The organism is Streptomyces sp. MZ04, from assembly GCF_004684775.1.
GTDB lineage: Bacteria > Actinomycetota > Actinomycetes > Streptomycetales > Streptomycetaceae > Streptomyces.
On record NZ_SRIC01000039.1, the window covers coordinates 1 to 18,124 of the forward strand.

Here is an 18,124-nt window from a genome sequence, read left to right on the forward strand (position 1 = left end):
GGGTGCCCTTGGCGCGGTTGTAGTCGATGGCGATGACGTAGTCGAAGTCGTGCCAGTGCGTCTTGGGCCAGTAGTGCGGGGCCTGCATCGACGTGCTTTGCGTGTACGGGAATTCGGCGCCCGGATCGGCGAGCACACCGCCCGCGTCGGTGAGCGTGAAGACGCCCACCGGGCTGCGCTTGTCGTTCTCGCGGTGGTCGGTGGTCCAGCCCTTCTTGCCGTTGTGGGCGGGCCAGCTGCGGGTCTTGTCCCAGGTGTCGCCGGACTTCGTGTACAGGACGACGGTGGACTTCGCCGAGTCCTCGCCCTGTCCGTAGACCGCGACGACCTGTCGCGCGTTCGCGGGGATCTTGTCCTGGAGGCGGTCGCCGACGTCGGGGATGCGCTCGAGGTCCTCGGTCGCGGGTGCCTTCGCTCCCTTCGCCTGGCCCGTGCCCCCGTCGTCCTTCTTCGCCGCGCCCTTCGCCCCGTCGTCCGAACTTCCGCAGGACGTCAGAAGAACACCGCAGGCCGCGACCGCGACCGCCGCTCGCACCGCACCGGCTATACGCATCCGTCCATGGTCGCACCCGGCACGCGGAACCCGTCCCGAGCCCCTGACCCGCGCGGAGAACGGGCCGAATCTTTACTCCACGGCAGAAAACCGTTTGCCTCGGCCCACCGTCCGAGGCGAACCTTTCACGGCCTGTTACCGCCGCCTCACCGGCTTCATACCGGCTTCATACCGGCTCCATACCGGCTCCATACCGGCTTCATACCGCCGCCCGCACGCTCCATACCGCCGCCCGCACACGGCCGTCCGTTCACGCCGGCTCTCTCCGCCGAACCGACGGTCCCCCGCTCCTAGCTCTGGGACGTCATGCAGATTCGCGATCTTCCGTACGCCGACCCGGGCATGCCGGATGCCCGCTCGGGCCCGCGCTTCCTTCTCTGGCTCGGACGGAACCAGCTCGGCGGGCAACTCAAGTCGCTCGCCTGGGGGCTGCTGCACTTCGGCTCCATCGCGGTGCTCCCGTACCTGGTCGGCGCGGCCGTGCAGGCAGTGGTCGACCGCTCCGGGAGCCGGCTCGCCCTGGCGGGCGGGCTGATGCTGCTGTGCGGGCTCGCCATCGCCGTGGGCGACACCATGCTGCACCGCACGGCGGTCACCAACTGGATCACCGCCGCCGCGCGCGTCCAGCAGCTGCTCGCCCGCAGGACCGCACAGCTGGGCTCGGCGCTCACGCGACGCGTCGCCGCCGGTGAGGTGGTCGCGGTGTCCACCGGTGACGTCGAGAAGATCGGCTGGTTCGTGGAGGCGGGCTCGCGGTTCCTGGCGGCCGCGCTCACGGTCGCCCTCGTCTGTGCCGGGCTCGTCGTGTACCAGCCCGCGCTCGGCGTGTTCGTCGCGGTGGGGGTCCCCGTGCTCGCGCTCGCCGTCCTTCCGCTGCTGCCGCGCGCCACCCGGCGGGCCGACCACCAGCGCGAGAAGGCCGGGCGTGCGACCGAACTGGCCTCCGACACGGTGGCCGGACTGCGCGTGCTGCGCGGCATCGGCGGCGAGGAACTGTTCCTCGACCGCTACCGCCGCGCCTCGCAGGAAGTACGTACGGCCGCCGTGCGCAGCGCCCGGATGTGGGCGACCATCTCGGCGGTCCAGGTGCTGCTTCCGGGGCTGCTGCTCGTCGCGGTCGTCTGGCAGGGGGTGAGCCTGGCCCGCGAAGGACGGATCACCATCGGTGAACTGGTCACCGTCTACAGCGCGATCACGATGCTGACCTACCCCCTGCGGCACTTCGAGGAGATCGCGATGGCCTACAGCTTCTCGCGCCCCTCGGCCAAGCGCGCCGCCCGCGTGCTCGCCCTGGAGCGCGTGACGCACCCCGGCGGACCGGACGGCGACGTGGACGGCGACGTGGACGGCGAGGTGGACGGCGACGTGGACGTCGAGGTGGACGGCGACGTGGACGTCGAAACGGAAACGCCTGCCGGTGACCTCTACGACCCGGCGACCGGGCTGCTCGCGCCCGCGGGCCGGCTCACCGCCGTCGTGTGCGGTGACCCGGACGAGGCGGGACGGCTCGCGGAACGGCTCGGCGGGCACGCCGCGTTCGACGGCGCGGAGGAGCTGCCGTCGGTGCTGCTCGGCGGGGTGGCGCTCGACGCCGTGCCGCTGGCCGCCGCCCGCACCGCCGTCCTCGTCCAGGACAAGGACCCGGTGCTGCTCTCCGGGACCCTCCGCGGGCTCCTCGACGTCCCCGCTTCGGGAGCGGTGAGCGCCGAGGAGGCTCTGACGGCAGCGCAGTGCTCCGACGTCCTTGACGCCCTGGCGCAGACCTCGGTGGACAAGGCGCCGCTGGACGCGCATGTCACGGAGCGCGGGCGTTCCCTGTCCGGCGGGCAGCGGCAACGGCTCGCGCTGGCCCGCTCGTTGGTCACCGATGCGGGCGTCCTCGTCCTCGACGAGCCTACGTCCGCCGTCGACTCGCACACCGAGGCGCGGGTCGCCGACGGCATCAGGGAGCTGCGCCGGGGGCGCACGACCGTGGTCCTGACCTCGTCGCCGCTGCTCCTCGACCGGGCCGAGCGCGTCGTCTTCCTGTACGAGGGCGAGGTCGCGGCGGTGGGCGAGCACCGCGAGCTGGTGCACAGCGAGCCCCGCTACCGCGCGGTCGTCACGCGCGAGACGGACGACGAGCTGGCCCCGGCACTCATCACCAACCACGACTGCGACATCGACATCGAGGAGACGGCATGATCGGCCTGGCGCCACCGGAGTACGACCCGGCGGCACCGACGACCGCGGAGACCCTGCCCGTCGGCGCGCCGGCGACCGTGGGGGCGTACGTCCGCGAGCTGCTGCGGCGGCACCGCCGGGCGTTCGTCGCCCTGGTCACCGTCAACACCCTGGCCGTGGTCGCCTCGTTGGTCGGCCCCTACGTACTCGGCGATCTCGTCGAAAGCGTCTCCGACAGTGCCCGCGATCTCCATCTCGAGCGCACCATCGGCCTGTTCACCCTGGCCCTCGTCATCCAGGCCTTCTTCGTCCACCAGGTGCGGCTGCGCGGCGCCATGCTCGGTGAACGGATGCTGGCCGATCTGCGGGAGGACTTCCTCGTGCGGTCGGTCGGGCTGCCGCCCGGTGTGCTCGAGCGGGCCGGAACCGGTGACCTGCTCTCGCGGATCACCACGGACATCGACCGCCTCGCGAACGCCATGCGGGAGGCGGTGCCGCAGCTCGCGATCGGTGTGGTGTGGATCGTGCTGCTGATCGCGGGGCTCACCGTGACGGCGCCGCCGCTGGCGCCCGCCGTGCTTCTCGCGGTGCCGCTGCTGGTGGTGGGCTGCCGCTGGTACTTCAAGCGGGCGCCGTCCGCCTACCGCTCGGAGGCCGCCGGGTACGCCGCCGTCGCCGCCGCCCTCGCCGAGACCATCGACGCGGGCCGGACCGTGGAGGCGCACCGGCTCGGGGAGCGCCGGGTCGAGCTGTCGGAACGCCGCATCAAGGAGTGGACCGCGTGGGAACGGCACACGCTCTACCTGCGCTCCGTCCTCTTCCCGGTCATCACCTTCACGCACACCATCGTGCTGTGCTCGGTGCTGATGATCGGCGGCGCGTTCACCCTGCAGGGCTGGATCAGCGTCGGGCAGCTGGCCACGGGCGCGCTGATCGCGCAGATGCTCGTCGATCCGCTGGGGATCATCCTCCGGTGGTACGACGAGCTGCAGGTCGCCCAGGTCTCGCTGGCCCGGCTCGTCGGCGTGCGGGACATCGAACCGGACGCGGGCGACTCCTCGGTGGCTCCTGACGGGCGTGACGTGCTCGCGGACGACGTGCACTTCGGCTACCGGGCGGGCGTCGACGTACTGCGGGAGGTGTCGCTCGCCGTCGAGCCGGGCTCGCGCGTCGCACTCGTCGGCCCGTCCGGCGCGGGCAAGTCCACGCTTGGCAGGCTGCTGGCCGGGATCTACGCGCCGCGCGACGGCCGGGTCACCCTGGGCGGCGCCGAGCTGTCGGACATGCCCGCGGAAGCGGTGCGGGCGCATGTGGCGCTGGTCAACCAGGAGCACCACGTCTTCGTGGGCTCCCTGCGCGACAACCTTCTGCTCGCCAGGACCGGGGCGCGGGACGCCGAACTGTGGGCGGCGCTCGGCGCGGTCGACGCGGACGGCTGGGCACGAGCCCTTGACGAGGGCCTGGACACCGAGGTCGGCTCGGGCGGCTTCGCCCTGACCCCGGCGCAGGCCCAGCAGATCGCACTGGCCCGCCTGGTCCTCGCCGACCCGCACACGCTGGTCCTCGACGAGGCGACCTCCCTCCTCGACCCGCGCGCGGCACGCCACTTGGAGCGCTCCTTGGCCCGCGTCCTGGACGGCCGCACGGTCGTGGCGATCGCCCACCGGCTGCACACCGCGCACGACGCGGACGTCATCGCGGTGGTCGAGAACGGCCGGATCAGCGAACTGGGCAGCCACGACGAACTGGTGACCGCGGACGGCGCGTACGCGGCATTGTGGAGGTCGTGGCACGGGTGAGCCGGGCGCGCACGGGTGAGCCGGGCGCGAGGGTGCCCTCCCTGCGGGCGGCGTGCGAGCGGCCCGCGGGGGGGGTGGGTCAGCCGTGTCCTACACGCCCGCCGCGCGCTGCGCCCGAGCCGATCCCCGTTCTCAGCCGATCCCCCTTCTCAGCCGATCCCCCTTCTCAGATGAAGTTGAGCGCGGCCGCGCCGCCCACTCCCCCGAGCAGCATGAACACCGGCATCAGGACCTTCAGCTCGATCCAGCTGCCCGCCCGGAACCGCATCATCTTCGGCGGCCCGATCGGGTACCAGCGCTTGCGGCCGATGGGGATGGGCCACAGGATCGGGCAGCCGGAGACGGTGAGGGCGTCCCCGATGTCGTGCACCAGCGCACCGAGCACGATCGGCAGGCCCAGCCACAGATATTCCTGGCCCGGTGCCGTGAACAGCCAGTCGGCGCCGTTGCCCGGCTTGTCCAGCACCCCGGCGAGGATCCAGGCGCTGGTCGCGGCAAGGAGCCACACCAGCACATCGCTGCTGGATCCACGGGCGGCCCGCCACAGCAGGCCCTCGATGGCGAGCACCATGTGCACGAAGAGGATCGCGAGGACCGCCCAGCGACCGCCGAAGATGGCCAGGGCCGCGGTGCCGGCACCGATCAGCACCGCCCACAGCCAGGTGTGCGTGAGGGTTCGGTGCCCGCCCGCGCGGCGCGGGTCGCCCTGCTTCCGCGTCGCCTTGTAGACGGCGGCCGAGAGCTTGTCGACGATCTCGCACAGGCCTTTGGAGACCGGCCCGAAGGCTCTCGAGATGGTCGCCGACTTGTGGTCGAGGTCCGGTGCGAGCGCCGCCCCCGCGCAGATCAGGGCCCCGACGAGGAGGACCGGCCAGGGCATCGTGTGCCCCGCGGCCGCCGCGGCCGCGCCGACGCCGAGCCAGGCCGCCGCCCCCGACAGTGAGTGTGCCGGTCCCATCATTACTGTTCCCCGCCCCATTTCCGTTGTGCTGACGCCCCGTTGGCGACACAGCGTAGCGTTCGTGATCTTCGTACGGACCTCCGGTTCCCTGATCGAGTGCGAAGGAGGGCAAGATGGGGGTGTGACCCTTATTGATCAGCTGCCGCCGGATGCCGACCCCGATGCCCTCTTCGAAGCCTTCTCCTCGTGGGCCGAGGACCAGGGGATCACTCTCTATCCGGCTCAGGAGGAGGCGCTGATCGAGGTGGTCTCCGGAGCCAACGTGATCTTGTCGACCCCGACCGGCTCCGGAAAGAGCCTGGTCGCGGCGGGCGCCCACTTCACGGCGCTGGCCCAGGACAAGGTCACCTTCTACACGGCTCCGATCAAGGCGCTGGTGTCGGAGAAGTTCTTCGACCTCTGCAAGCTCTTCGGCACCGAGAACGTCGGCATGCTGACCGGCGACGCGTCCGTGAACTCCGACGCGCCCGTCATCTGCTGCACGGCCGAGGTCCTCGCCTCGATCGCACTGCGCGACGGCAAGGACGCCGACATCGGCCAGGTCGTGATGGACGAGTTCCACTTCTACGCGGAGGCCGACCGCGGCTGGGCCTGGCAGATCCCGATCCTGGAACTGCCGCAGGCGCAGTTCATCCTGATGTCCGCGACGCTCGGCGACGTCTCGATGTTCGAGAAGGACCTCACCCGTCGCACCGGACGCCCCACCTCCGTCGTCCGCTCCGCGACGCGCCCCGTCCCGCTCTCGTACGAGTACCGGCTCACGCCCATCACGGAGACGCTCACCGAGCTCCTGGAGACCAAGCAGGCGCCGGTCTACATCGTGCACTTCACGCAGGCGCAGGCCGTCGAGCGCGCGCAGTCGCTGATGAGCATCAACATGTGCACCCGCGAGGAGAAGGACAAGATCGCCGACCTGATCGGCAACTTCCGCTTCACCACCAAGTTCGGCCGCAACCTCTCGCGCTACGTCCGCCACGGGATCGGCGTGCACCACGCGGGCATGCTCCCCAAGTACCGACGGCTCGTGGAGAAGCTGGCGCAGGCAGGCCTCCTGAAGGTCATCTGCGGCACCGACACGCTGGGCGTCGGCGTCAACGTCCCGATCCGCACGGTGCTGTTCACCGCGCTGACCAAGTACGACGGCACGCGCGTACGCACGCTGCGCGCGCGGGAGTTCCACCAGATCGCCGGGCGCGCCGGGCGCGCGGGCTTCGACACCGCGGGCCTGGTCGTGGCGCAGGCGCCCGAGCACGTGATCGAGAACGAGAAGGCGCTCAACAAGGCGGGCGACGACCCGAAGAAGCGCCGCAAGGTCGTGCGCAAGAAGGCCCCCGAGGGCTTCGTGGGGTGGGCCGAAGGAACCTTCGAAAAGCTCATCGCCTCCGATCCGGAGCCACTGACCTCCCGCTTCCGCGTCACGCACACCATGCTCCTCGCGGTGATCGCCCGGCCGGGCAACGCCTTCGAGGCGATGCGCCGTCTCCTCGAGGACAACCACGAGCCGCGCAAGCAGCAGCTTCGGCACATCCGCAGGGCGATCGCCATCTACCGTTCGCTGCTCGCCGGCGGCGTCGTCGAGAAGCTCGACGAGCCGGACGCCACGGGCCGCATCGTGCGCCTGACGGTGGATCTGCAGCAGGACTTCGCGCTGAACCAGCCGCTGTCGACGTTCGCCCTGGCCGCGTTCGACCTGCTGGACAAGGAGTCCCCTTCGTACGCGCTCGACATGGTCTCCGTCGTCGAGTCCACCCTCGACGACCCGCGCCAGATCCTGGCCGCCCAGCAGAACAAGGCCCGCGGCGAGGCCGTGGCCCTGATGAAGGCGGACGGCGTCGAGTACGAGGACCGCATGGAGCGGCTCCAGGACATCACGTACCCGAAGCCCCTGGAGGAGCTCCTCTTCCACGCGTACAACACCTACCGGACGAGCCACCCGTGGGTCGGCGACCACCCGCTCTCCCCGAAGTCCGTCATCCGTGACATGTACGAACGGGCGCTGTCCTTCACCGAGTTCACGTCGTTCTACGAACTGGCCCGTACCGAAGGCATCGTCCTGCGCTACCTGGCGGGCGCGTACAAGGCGCTCGAGCACACGATCCCGGACGACCTGAAGTCCGAGGACCTGGAGGACCTGATCGCCTGGCTGGGCGAGATGGTCCGGCAGGTCGACTCCAGCCTCCTCGACGAGTGGGAGCAACTGGCCAACCCCGAGGTCATGACGGCCGAGGAGGCCCAGGAGAAGGCCGACCAGGTCAAGCCGGTCACGGCCAACGCCCGCGCCTTCCGCGTCCTGGTGCGCAACGCGCTGTTCCGCAGGGTCGAACTGGCCGCCCTCGACCACGTCGAGGAGCTGGGCGATCTTGACGGCGAATCCGGCTGGGACGCGGACGCCTGGGGCGAGGCCATGGACAAGTACTGGGACGAGTACGAAGATCTCGGCACCGGCCCCGACGCGCGCGGCCCCAAGCTGTTGCTCATCGAGGAGGATCCCGAGCACGGTCTGTGGCGCGTCCGGCAGACGTTCGCCGACCCGAACGGCGACCATGACTGGGGTATCAGCGCGGAAGTCGATCTCGCGGCGTCCGACGAGGAAGGCCGTGCCGTCGTCCGGGTCACCGACGTCGGCCAGCTCTGACCACCCCGAGCACCCCTCAGACAGGAGTCGAGGAACCGTCATGAACAATCCCGCCGACCGGCTCGTCGATCTGCTGGACCTGGAGCAGATCGAGGTCAACATCTTCCGTGGCCGCAGCCCGCAGGAGTCCTTGCAGCGGGTGTTCGGCGGGCAGGTCGCCGGGCAGGCCCTGGTGGCAGCGGGGCGCACCACCGAGGGCGAGCGTCCGGTGCACTCGCTGCACGCGTACTTCCTGCGGCCGGGCCGCCCGGGGGTGCCGATCGTGTACCAGGTCGAGCGGGTGCGGGACGGGCGCTCCTTCACCACGCGCCGCGTCACCGCGATCCAGCAGGGACGCACCATCTTCAATCTCACCGCTTCCTTCCATCAGCCCGAGGAGGGCGCTTTCGAGCACCAGCTGCCGCCGCGCATCTCGGCTCCCGACCCGGAGTCGCTGCCGACGGTCGTCGAAGAGATCAAGGAACATCTGGGCGCGCTTCCGGAGCAGTTGGAGCGCATGGCCAGGCGTCAACCCTTCGACATCCGCTATGTGGACCGGCTGCGCTGGACCGCCGAGGAGATCAAGGACGCCGAGCCGCGCAGCGCCGTGTGGATGCGGGCGGTCGGCCCGCTGGGCGACGATCCGCTCGTCCACACCTGCGCGCTGACGTACGCGAGCGACATGACGCTCCTGGACGCCGTCCGCATCCCGGTGGAGCCCCTGTGGGGCCCGCGGGGCTTCGACATGGCCTCGCTCGACCACGCCATGTGGTTCCATCGGCCCTTCCGTGCCGACGAGTGGTTCCTGTACGACCAGGAGTCCCCCATCGCGACGGGCGGCCGTGGTCTTGCTCGCGGCCGCATCTACGACATCGAGGGCAGGCTGCTGGTCTCGGTCGTCCAGGAAGGCCTCTTCCGGCCTTACGGGGAGCGGCACATGGACGGTCGCCCGCCGACGGGTTCGTAAGCGGTCGCGTCAGCCCGGTCTCTTGCCCGGTTCGGAAGTCTGGCTCTCTCCCTCGGCATCGATGTGCGGGAGCAGCCGGTCCAGCCAACGAGGCGCCCACCAGGCGGACTTGCCGAGGAGCGTCATGACCGCGGGCACCAGCAACAGGCGGACCACGGTGGCATCGATGAGCACACTGGCCGCGAGGCCGAGCCCGAGCATCTTCACCACGATGTTGTCGCTGATGATGAACGCGGCGAAGACACTCACCATGATCAGTGCGGCACAGGTGATGACCCGTGCGGTGATCTCCAGGGCGTGGGCGACGCTCGCCTTCGCGTCCTTGGTGCGCAGCCACGCCTCGTGGACCCGGGACAGGAGGAAGATCTCGTAGTCCATGCTCAGTCCGAAGACGATGGCGAACATCATCATCGGTACGTAGCTCTCGATCGGTACCTTCCCCGAGACCCCGAGCGCCGGCCCGCCCCACCCCCATTGGAAGACTGCGACCACGAAGCCGTACGAGGCCGCGATCGACAGCACGTTGAGCACCGCGGCCTTGACCGCGACGAGCAGCCCGCGGAAGACGACGAGGATGACGAGGAAGGCCAGGGCCACGACCACCGCGATGATCAGTGGCAGCTTCTTGGAGACGATCTCCAGGAAGTCGGCCTGCGCGGCGGTTGTCCCCGTGACGTACGTACTCGCCTTCGTCCCGGACACCGCCTGCGGCAGCACGTCGTCGCTCAGGTGCTCGTGCAGCTCTGTGGTCCGCTCGTCCTGCGGAGCGGCCACGGAGTAGGCCGTGGAGATCAGGACGTCGCCGTCCGACGTGGCCTCGAGCGGGGTGATGACGGCCGCGTCGGGTACACCGGTGAGGGCCTTCTGCGCCTGGGTCTCCAGTGCCGCCCTGTCTGACTGGGGCACGTCGCTCTGGTCGATGACGAGGGTCAGCGGCCCGTTCGAACCGGGTCCGAAGGCGGAGGACATCAGGTCAAAGGCGCGCCGGTCGGTGAAGGACTTCGGGTCCGCCCCGTCACCGATGTGCCCGAGCTGGATGAAGAAGACCGGAATCGACAGGACGGCCAGCACGACGGCGCCTGAAACGAGGAACCACCAGGGCCGTCGCTCCACGCGCTGTGCGTAGCGGTGCCAGCCGCCCTCGGATGCCGCACCCGTCGCGGTGTTCGTCTCGGCGGTCGGGGCCCGCACCCGGAGCTTGTCGATCCGCCGCCCGATCAGTCCCAGCAGCGCCGGCACGAGCGTCAGCGCGCCGAGCACCGCCGTGACGACGGTGACCGCGGCGGCCAGGCCCAGCTTGCCGATGAACGAGATCCCGGAGACCCACAGGCCGGACAGAGCGATGATCACTGTGCAGCCGGAGACCAGTACCGCCCGGCCGCTGGTCGCCGTCGCGTGCCCCGCCGCCGCGAACGGATCCTGGCCCAGGAGATTCTGACGGTGGCGGGTGACCAGGAAGAGGGCGTAGTCGATCCCGACGCCGAGACCGATCATCGTGGCCAGCGTCGGCGACACCGTGGCGAAGGTGAACGCGGCCGCCAGCAGGCCCAGGCCGGCAAGGCCGCAGACCGCGCTGATCAGCGCCGTCACCAGAGGCAGCAGCGCCGCGAGCACACTGCCGAACCCGATCAGCAGGACCACGATCGCCACACCGAATCCGATGGCCTCGCTCGACCGGTCGTCCGGCTCCGGCCGGGCCAGCTCGCCCAGCGGACCTCCGTACTCCACCTCCACACCGGCGGACCGCAACGGCTGCACCGCCTTGTCGACGCCGTCCAGATAGTCGTCGCCGAGGGTGGAGGGCTGCACGTCGAAGCGGACGGTGATGTAACCGGTCTTGCCGTCGGAGGACAGTGGCCCGACGTTCGGCGTGCCCGCGGGCTGCTGCTGCGCGGGCAGCGGACTCTGCGCGGACAGCACGTGAGGCAGCTTCTGCAGGCTGCTGACGGCAGAGCTGACCTGGTCACTCTCATCGCTGAGGGGCTTGTCCGAGTCGTGCAGTACGACCTGGGCGCTGTAGCCGCCGGCCGCGGGCTCGTGTGCCTTGAGGACGTCGAGGCCCTTCTGCGACTGGGTGTCGGGAAGGGAGAAGTTGTCGGAGTACTCACCCCCGTAGGCGTGGTTCAGGACCTGCAGCCCGACCAGAGCGGCCAGCCACGCCACAATGACGATCACGCAGTGGCGGGCGCACCACTGCCCGACCCGCCGGAGCAAGCCTCGCTGTCGCGACGAGCCGCTCGGCCGTGGCTCACGCGGCCCAGGTGACACAGACATGTTTGCTCCCGTAGGCATAGGTCACTTCGGATTCAACGCAACGGCAGTGCTCTCGGCACCCAGGGGCGGGGAAACGGGTGACGTTTGCGGGAGCTCGTCCGGGCAGGCCGGTCAGTCGGCCGGCGGGACGGGCCTACCGTAGGGATTCGGCAGAGGAAGGGATGGGGCATTGACCAGGGACGAGGACATGACGGGGCACCGCGACCGCCTGCTTGCCGAGGCCGTTCGGCTGCGCGAGGACGGCCACCGCGAGGAGGCACGGGAGCGGCTGCTCGCTCTGTGCGAGCAGTTCCCCCTGGACCCGGAGGTGGCGTATCAGACCGCGTGGGTGCACGACGCACTCGGCCTGGAGGCCGAGGCGGTGCCGCACTACGTACGCGCGGTCGAGGGCCCAGGCCTTTCTCCGAACGACCGCCGGGGAGCGCTCCTCGGCCTGGGCAGCACGTACCGCGTCCTCGGCCGCTATCCCGAAGCCGTTACGACCCTGAGCGACGCGGCGGCGGAATTCCCCGACGACGGCGCGCTCAAGACGTTTCTGGCCATGGCCCTCTACAACGCCGACCGGACCCATGAGGCCATGGAGATCCTGCTGACCCTGCTCGCCACCACGAGCAAGGACCCGGACATCGCCGGCTACCGGCCCGCGATCGAGCACTACGCCAAGGACCTCGACGCGACGATGTAGTGCGGCCGCCCGCAGGCCGGCCCTCCCTCTCTCGTCGGCCCGGTCAGCCCCCTCTGCGCCGCAGCCACTTCAGCAGGCCGCGTGGCTCTGGCACCCGTTCCTCGGTCTCGTCGTCGGGTTGCTCCGCCGGTGGCGCCGTGTGCTCCTGCTGCGCGTCCGGCGAGGGACGCGGTGCGGGGCGTGGCGCCGGGCGTGGCGCCGGGCGCTCCCTGCGGGCCTGGGAGAGGCCGATCGTGAGGTTCGCCCGCAGCCAGCGGATCTCGTCAGGATCGTCGGCGGTAGTGATCTTCTGGATGATCCGCGCCGCAGGTGACTCGGCCGTGCCGCGGGTGAAGGGGTCGGGCATGAGCCTGTTCAGATAGGCCCGTTCGTACGGATCCTTGATGAGCTCGGCGATCTGCACCGGATCCAGCAGCGAGGCCACGGCCGCGGCGCGCTCCCAGGGATCGTCGGACCGGCGCAGCAGCGATCCCGCGTGGCGGCCCCGCCAGTTGCGCGCCCGTACGTCCACTCCCGCTTCGAGCTGGGCACGGATCGCGGCGGGCGCCCGCCCGGTGAGCAGGGCGGCGTTGACCTCGGACTCGGCGAACTGGCTCAGCTCTTCGGCGAGATAGAGCCATACGACCGCCCGATAGCGGTTCACATAAAACTTCACCGGAGTCACGAAACCCGCGCGGCTGAGGCGGGTGAAGCGGGTCGTGGTGATGTCCATGAGCGCCGCGCCCTCCGTGGTCCCCACGGTTCTGATGCGCTCCATCCACGCCTCGGGAAAGCCCTCCGTGGCGCGGACGCGCTCGATCTCCTCGACCGTGACCCGGCGCGGCCCGCCCACCGTGTCGCTGACGGTGCGGATGCGCCCCAGCATCACGGCGAGCTCGAACTCCCCGCGTTTCAGTCCCAGTTCCCGCGCGGCGCGGCTTGTCGCGACCGATGTCGGTACGGCCGCCGTGGTGGTGGCGCCGGCGGATTGCGTGATCGTGTCACCTGTCATGGTGGTTCTCCCCCGTGAAGCGTCTTCGCTCTCGGGAAAAACCGTAGCGCGATCACCGCGATCTTCGCTGAGCCTGTGGATAACTCTGAATGCGGCAGCGTTTGCGCAGGTCAGAGATCCACGACTGGTGTTCGCTCCGGCTGCCGGGCTCCCACGCCGAGGTGTTCGCCGACCCGGTTGACGAGCAGGGTCATCTCGTACGCGACCTGACCGATGTCGGCCTCGGCGGAGCTGAGGACACACAGGCAACTGCCGTCGCCCGCCGCGGTGACGAAGAGCACCGCGTCATCGAACTCGATCATCGTCTGGCGCACGCTGCCGGCGTGGAAGTGCCGCCCAGACCCCTTGGCCAGGCTGTGCAGACCCGACGAGACGGCGGCCAGGTGCTCCGCGTCCTCCCTCGCCAGATCCGAACTCGCACCTGTCACCAGGCCGTCGTTGGACAGCACCAGCGCATGCCGTACGGGTTCCATTCGCTTGGTCAGATCGTCCAGCAACCAGCCGAGCCCGGTGTTCTGCTGCCCCATGTTCCCGTCTCCCCGCGTCCTGCTCCCCCTGGCCGGGGAACTGACCTTCCAGCCTTCCCCACCATCGGCGCCCCGGCAAGCATGATGAGGACATGGCACAGAAGATGACTGATGACCAGTGGCGGGCTTTCGTCTCGCACGGCACCCGCACCGGCAAGCTCTCGACCGTCCGGGCGGACGGCAGCCCGCATATCGCACCTGTCTGGTTCCTTTTGGACGGGGACCATCTGGTGTTCAACACTGGGGCGGACACCGTCAAGGGGCGGAATCTGGCGCGGGACGGGCGCCTCGCCCTCTGCGTGGACGACGACCGGCCGCCGTTCGCGTTCGTGGTGCTGCAGGCGCGCGCCGAGCTGCGCAGCGATCTCGACGAGGTACGGCACTGGGCGACGCGGATCGGCGCCCGGTACATGGGCGAGGACCGCGCCGAGGAGTTCGGCGCGCGCAACGGCGTGCCCGGTGAACTCCTCGTGCGCGCCAAGGTCGACAAGGTGGTCGCGCTGGGCGACGTCTCCGACTGAGGCGTCGGCCCACCCTGAAGCGTCAGCCCACCGTGTCGAGCAGCCGGGCGGTATACATCCGCCCGGCGTACTCGACCAGGCGTATCAGCACCTCCTTTCCCGAATCGCGGTCCCGTGCGTCGCACAGCACCACGGGGGTTCCGCGGTTGAGGTCCAGGGCCCGGGACACTTCATGCGCACCGTACGTACGCGCGTTCGCGAAGCAGTTGACGGCCACCACGAACGGGATGTGCCGGTGCTCGAAGTAGTCGACGGCGGGGAAGCAGTCCTCGAGCCGTCGGGTGTCCGCGAGGACGACGGCACCGAGCGCGCCCTGTGACAACTCGTCCCACAGGAACCAGAAGCGGTCCTGCCCGGGCGTCCCGAAGAGGTAGAGCGACAGGCCGGACCTGATGGTGATACGGCCGAAGTCCATGGCGACGGTCGTCGTGGTCTTGCGGTCGACGCCGCCGGTGTCGTCCACCGACTGGCCCGCCTCGCTGAGCAGTTCCTCGGTGCGCAGCGGGCGGATCTCGCTGACCGCGCCGACCAGGGTGGTCTTGCCCACCCCGAAGCCGCCGGCGACCAGAATCTTCAGCGCCATGGCGGTCGTGTCCCCGCCCGTGGCGTCAGAGCGCTCGGAGCCCATCGATCACCTCTCGCAGAATCTTTTCGTCGGGTAGCTGTGCGGGCGGCACGGGTCGGCTCACCTTCACACAGCCCATCTCCAGAAGGTCGCCGAGCAGTACCCGGACCACGCCCACGGGAAGATCGGCCCCGGCCGCCAGTTCGGCGACCGACTGGGTCTCGGTGCGGCACAGTTCGATGAGCGCCCGGTGTTCGGGACCGAGCGCGGTGTCGTCCCCGGGGGCCGGCGCATTGTCGTCCAGCGTGACGAGCGCGATCAGGTCGAAGCGCACTCCCGTGGGACCCGGTTTGGTCCGCCCGCCGGTCATCGCGTAGGGGCGGACCAGGGGTCCGGCCTCGTTGTCGTACCACTGGCTGCCCGCGTCGCGCGGGGTGCCTCCGCTGTCCTCGCTCATCTGCGTCGATCGCCCTGTCTCATCCGACGGCCGGTGGCTGCGCGGTGAACCGCGGCGGGGTATGGAGGTGCTCGCCCACCCGCTTGACCAGGCGTGCCATCTCGTAGGCGACCAGGCCGATGTCGGCGGTCACGGAGCTGAGTACGGCGAGGCAGGAGCCGTCACCCGCCGCCGCGACGAACAGGAACCCGTCGTCCATCTCGACCATGGTCTGGCGCACTCCCCCGGCCCCGAAATGCCGGCCCGCGCCCTTGGCCAGGCTGTGGAACCCCGAGGCGACCGCGGCGAGGTGCTCGGCGTCCTCGCGGGTGAGGGCGGTGGACGCGCCCACGGCGAGACCGTCGTTGGACAGCACCACCGCATGCCGTACCTCGCCGACGCGCAGGACCAAGTCGTCCAGCAGCCAGTCGAGTTCGCCGGACCGGCCGGCGCTGATGCTCTGGTCCTGGATCATGCGTGGTCTCCTTCGGTGCTGTCGGCCGGTTCGAGCCCTGAGGTGTCGGGGACCGCGCCGACGATGCCCGGGCGGCGGCCACCACCGCGGGCCCAGCCGTCTCGGTAGGCGGCCATGCGGTCCCGCACCTCTTCGGGGCTGCGTTCGGCGTCCTCACGGATGCCTGTCGCCCCGGATGACGGTTCTTCGGGGCGCTGTTCGCGCAGTTGGGGGGCGAGGCTCGCCTGGCGTACGCGGCGCGGGAGGTCGTCCGATGCCTCCTGACCGGCGCCGGTGTCCGGTTCTGGCAGCTTGTGCAGCCGGAGTGCGGTGACACCAGGGGGTGTGGGAGTCGCCGCCGGGGCTTCGGCCGATGGGGCGAGTGCGGGGCGTGCGGCGCCGGCGGGAACGGAGTTGCCGTTCATGGGCATGGGCGCCGCCGCACCCGGCACGCGCGCGTGCTCGTGCTGGTCGATTTCGCGTTCCATGGTGTGGGTCTGAGGGCTCTCTGCTGTGCTGCTCTGGAGCAGGGCGGTGGGCAGCAGGACGACGGCGGTGGTGCCGCCGTAGGGGGACGTACGCAGATGCACCTTGATCCCGTGCCGGGAGGCGAGCCTGCTGACCACGAAGAGCCCGAGCTGGTCACTGTCGAACAGGTCGAGCGCTTCGGACTGCTCGATGCGGCGGTTGGCCTCGGCGAGGGTCTCCCCGCCCATGCCCAGGCCGCGGTCCTCGATCTCCACCGCGTAGCCGTTGCCGACCGGTTCGCCGGTGACCCGCACCTTGGTGTGCGGTGGTGAGAACTGGGCCGCGTTCTCGACGAGTTCGGCCAGCAGGTGGGTGAGGTCGGCGACGGCTGTGCCGACGATCGATGCTCCGGGGAGTTGTCGTACCTCCACGCGCGCGTAGTCCTCGACTTCGGAGACGGCGGCCCGGACGACGTTCGTCAGGGAGACGGGCATGCGCCAGGCTCGTCCCGGTGCGGCTCCGGAGAGGATGATCAGGCTCTCCGCGTGCCGCCTCATCCGCGTGGTGAGGTGGTCGAGCCTGAAGAGGTCGCTGAGCTCGTTCGGATCGTCCGCCCTGCGCTCCATGTTGTCGAGAAGACTGAGCTGACGGTGGACGAGGACCTGGCTCCTGCGGGCGAGGTTGACGAAGACCCCGGAGATGCCGCTGGCCAGTTCCGCGCGCTCGATGGCGGCACGCAGGGCGGCCCGGTGCACCGTGCCGAGCGCTTCGTAGACCTGTCCCGTCTCGTCCTCCGCCGGCGGCCCCGGCGGTGCTTCGGCACGGACGTCGATCTCCTCACCGGCCCGCAACCTCCGCATGGCCTGCGGGAGTTTGTGGCGGGCGATCTCCAGCGCGCCGTTGCGCAGGCTCACCAGCTCGATCACCAGGCCGCGTCCGATGCGTACGGAGATGACCAGCGAGGCGGCGACGGCCGCGAGCCCCAGGAGCACGGCGGCGCCCGCCGCGGTGAGCACACCTCGGGTGAACGGGTCGGCGCGGTCGGCGGCGCTGCGGCCCGCGCCCACCTCGATCGCACGGAGCTCGTCCCGCACCGTGGCGTGGGCGGTGTCCCACTTGCCTGCCGGAGCCGCGTCGGCCGCCGCACGGCCCGGCGATGCGACGAGCACCTTGTCCTCGACGGCGCGCACATCGGCGTACGCGCTCCCCTCCGCGAGCTGGTGCCACGCCGCTCGTTCGGGTCCGCGCAGATCCGCCACGGCCGACTCCGTCAGGGTCCGCCGGGTGTCGACGGCCCCGGTGAACTGCCGCAGCCGCTCACCGTCGAGCGAGCCGGCGAGCCGGGCGCTGGACAGCACCACGTGTTCGCGTGCCAGCATCTCGCCCGCCCTGGAGAACTCGAGCAGCACGCGTGCCTCGGAGCCGAGTTCGGCGTCCTGGATGCCGGTGAGCGCTCCGCCCACTCCGAAGGCGGCCGAAATGGTCTGCGTGTACTGCCCGTACGTCACGTCCCAGCCGGTGCCCCGGTCGAGCACTTCGGTGCGCAGCGTGCTCAGTTCCTCCGCTCCGGAGACGAACGTTTCGAGCCGGGCGGCCACGCCGGTGGGCAGGTCGGCGCCATCGGCGACCGTCCGTTGATCGCCACGGCGCAGTTTCGCCACCGCGCGGTCGGTCCGTGCGGCCTGCCTCTTGAGGTCGGCGGCGCGGTCGGGCGCGGGTTCGGTCGCGTAGCGCACGGCGGCCACCCGCTCGGCTTGCAGCGCGGCGACGGCCGCGTCGACCGGGCCGCGCACCTGGGCGTCGACGCGCTGCAACTGCCGCAGGCGCGCCACGTCCTGGGCCGTGCTGACCGTCGCATACCCCCACAGGGCGAGCAGCGACACGACGGGCACCATCAGGAGGCACACGATTTTGGCTCGTACGGTGCGGGGGCGCGGCCACCAGGGTCCCTTGCGGACAGCGGAGGTCGTGGGCGGTCCGGGCTCCAAGGGGGCTTCCGCGTCAGGGCGTTCGTCGGCGGGCGGTCCCGCGTGCGCGCGGCGGCCGCGCGCCGGTGCCACGGGCCCCGGCGGCACGGTGCCGTCGGCGGTTTCGGGGGTCCTACGGGGTGTACGCATGGCCTCCTCGCTCGGAGAGATGTCAGGGC

At 70.5% G+C, this 18,124-nt stretch carries 15 protein-coding genes; 6 read left to right on the forward strand and 9 right to left on the reverse strand.

What is annotated here, in order from left to right:
• Positions 1-553, reverse strand: a 553-nt coding sequence (locus E2651_RS11670; protein WP_135331013.1) for a hypothetical protein, incomplete at its 3' end; no start/stop codon positions are given.
• A gap of 306 nt (positions 554-859) precedes the next feature.
• On the opposite strand from E2651_RS11670, the gene E2651_RS11675 reads away from it, so the two are divergent.
• Together E2651_RS11675 and E2651_RS11680 are read left to right on the forward strand one after the other, a co-directional pair.
• Positions 860-2,737 (forward strand): ABC transporter ATP-binding protein, encoded by a 1,878-nt coding sequence (locus E2651_RS11675; protein WP_135331014.1) that lies wholly within the window; start codon positions 860-862, stop codon positions 2,735-2,737.
• Positions 2,734-4,515: an ABC transporter ATP-binding protein gene (locus tag E2651_RS11680; RefSeq protein ID WP_135331015.1), complete on the forward strand. Its 1,782-nt coding sequence runs from the start codon at positions 2,734-2,736 to the stop codon at positions 4,513-4,515. The genes E2651_RS11675 and E2651_RS11680 overlap by 4 nt, the downstream gene beginning before the upstream one ends.
• 166 nt (positions 4,516-4,681) lie before the next feature.
• Here E2651_RS11680 and E2651_RS11685 read toward each other — a convergent pair whose 3' ends face one another.
• A complete protein-coding gene (locus tag E2651_RS11685) occupies positions 4,682-5,476 on the reverse strand; it encodes a metal-dependent hydrolase (protein WP_135331016.1) in 795 nt (264 codons plus the stop codon).
• 61 nt (positions 5,477-5,537) lie between these two features.
• Here E2651_RS11685 and E2651_RS11690 point away from each other — a divergent pair, with 61 nt between their 5' ends.
• Positions 5,538-8,111, forward strand: coding sequence for a DEAD/DEAH box helicase (locus E2651_RS11690; RefSeq protein ID WP_209446120.1), 2,574 nt, complete (start codon positions 5,538-5,540; stop codon positions 8,109-8,111).
• Positions 8,112-8,151: 40 nt separating this feature from the next.
• Positions 8,152-9,057 (forward strand): acyl-CoA thioesterase II, encoded by a 906-nt coding sequence (locus E2651_RS11695; protein ID WP_135331017.1) that lies wholly within the window; start codon positions 8,152-8,154, stop codon positions 9,055-9,057.
• 9 nt (positions 9,058-9,066) lie between these two features.
• Here the strand turns inward: E2651_RS11695 and E2651_RS11700 are convergent, their stop codons facing one another.
• Positions 9,067-11,331, reverse strand: coding sequence for an MMPL family transporter (locus E2651_RS11700; RefSeq protein WP_135331018.1), 2,265 nt, complete (start codon positions 11,329-11,331; stop codon positions 9,067-9,069).
• 187 nt (positions 11,332-11,518) lie between these two features.
• Between E2651_RS11700 and E2651_RS11705 the strand changes: the two genes are divergently transcribed.
• On the forward strand, positions 11,519-12,016 hold the full coding sequence (locus tag E2651_RS11705) for a tetratricopeptide repeat protein (RefSeq protein WP_135331046.1): 498 nt from the start codon (positions 11,519-11,521) through the stop codon (positions 12,014-12,016).
• Positions 12,017-12,059: 43 nt separating this feature from the next.
• Here the strand turns inward: E2651_RS11705 and E2651_RS11710 are convergent, their stop codons facing one another.
• Positions 12,060-13,007 carry a DUF6397 family protein gene (locus E2651_RS11710; protein WP_167828768.1) on the reverse strand — a complete coding sequence of 316 codons (948 nt, stop codon included), beginning with the start codon at positions 13,005-13,007 and terminating at the stop codon, positions 12,060-12,062.
• A gap of 110 nt (positions 13,008-13,117) precedes the next feature.
• Positions 13,118-13,534, reverse strand: a complete 417-nt coding sequence (locus E2651_RS11715; RefSeq protein ID WP_135331019.1) for a roadblock/LC7 domain-containing protein — start codon at positions 13,532-13,534, stop codon at positions 13,118-13,120.
• Positions 13,535-13,626: 92 nt separating this feature from the next.
• On the opposite strand from E2651_RS11715, the gene E2651_RS11720 reads away from it, so the two are divergent.
• The gene (locus E2651_RS11720; protein ID WP_135331020.1) at positions 13,627-14,055 is read left to right on the forward strand and encodes a PPOX class F420-dependent oxidoreductase; all 429 of its coding nucleotides are present in this window, start codon (positions 13,627-13,629) and stop codon (positions 14,053-14,055) included.
• Between the two features lie 22 nt (positions 14,056-14,077).
• On the opposite strand, the gene E2651_RS11725 is transcribed toward E2651_RS11720, so the two are convergent.
• The 4 genes from E2651_RS11725 to E2651_RS11740 are packed head-to-tail and all read right to left on the reverse strand — an operon-like array spanning position 14,078 to position 18,095.
• Positions 14,078-14,683: an ATP/GTP-binding protein gene (locus tag E2651_RS11725; protein WP_135331021.1), complete on the reverse strand. Its 606-nt coding sequence runs from the start codon at positions 14,681-14,683 to the stop codon at positions 14,078-14,080.
• Positions 14,664-15,077, reverse strand: a complete 414-nt coding sequence (locus tag E2651_RS11730; protein WP_135331022.1) for a DUF742 domain-containing protein — start codon at positions 15,075-15,077, stop codon at positions 14,664-14,666. Before E2651_RS11730 ends, E2651_RS11725 begins: the two co-directional genes overlap by 20 nt.
• 19 nt (positions 15,078-15,096) lie before the next feature.
• Complete coding sequence (locus tag E2651_RS11735) at positions 15,097-15,531, reverse strand: roadblock/LC7 domain-containing protein (protein WP_135331023.1); 435 nt, start codon at positions 15,529-15,531, stop codon at positions 15,097-15,099.
• The gene (locus tag E2651_RS11740) at positions 15,528-18,095 is read right to left on the reverse strand and encodes a nitrate- and nitrite sensing domain-containing protein (RefSeq protein WP_135331024.1); all 2,568 of its coding nucleotides are present in this window, start codon (positions 18,093-18,095) and stop codon (positions 15,528-15,530) included. Before E2651_RS11740 ends, E2651_RS11735 begins: the two co-directional genes overlap by 4 nt.
• Positions 18,096-18,124 lie beyond the last annotated feature (29 nt).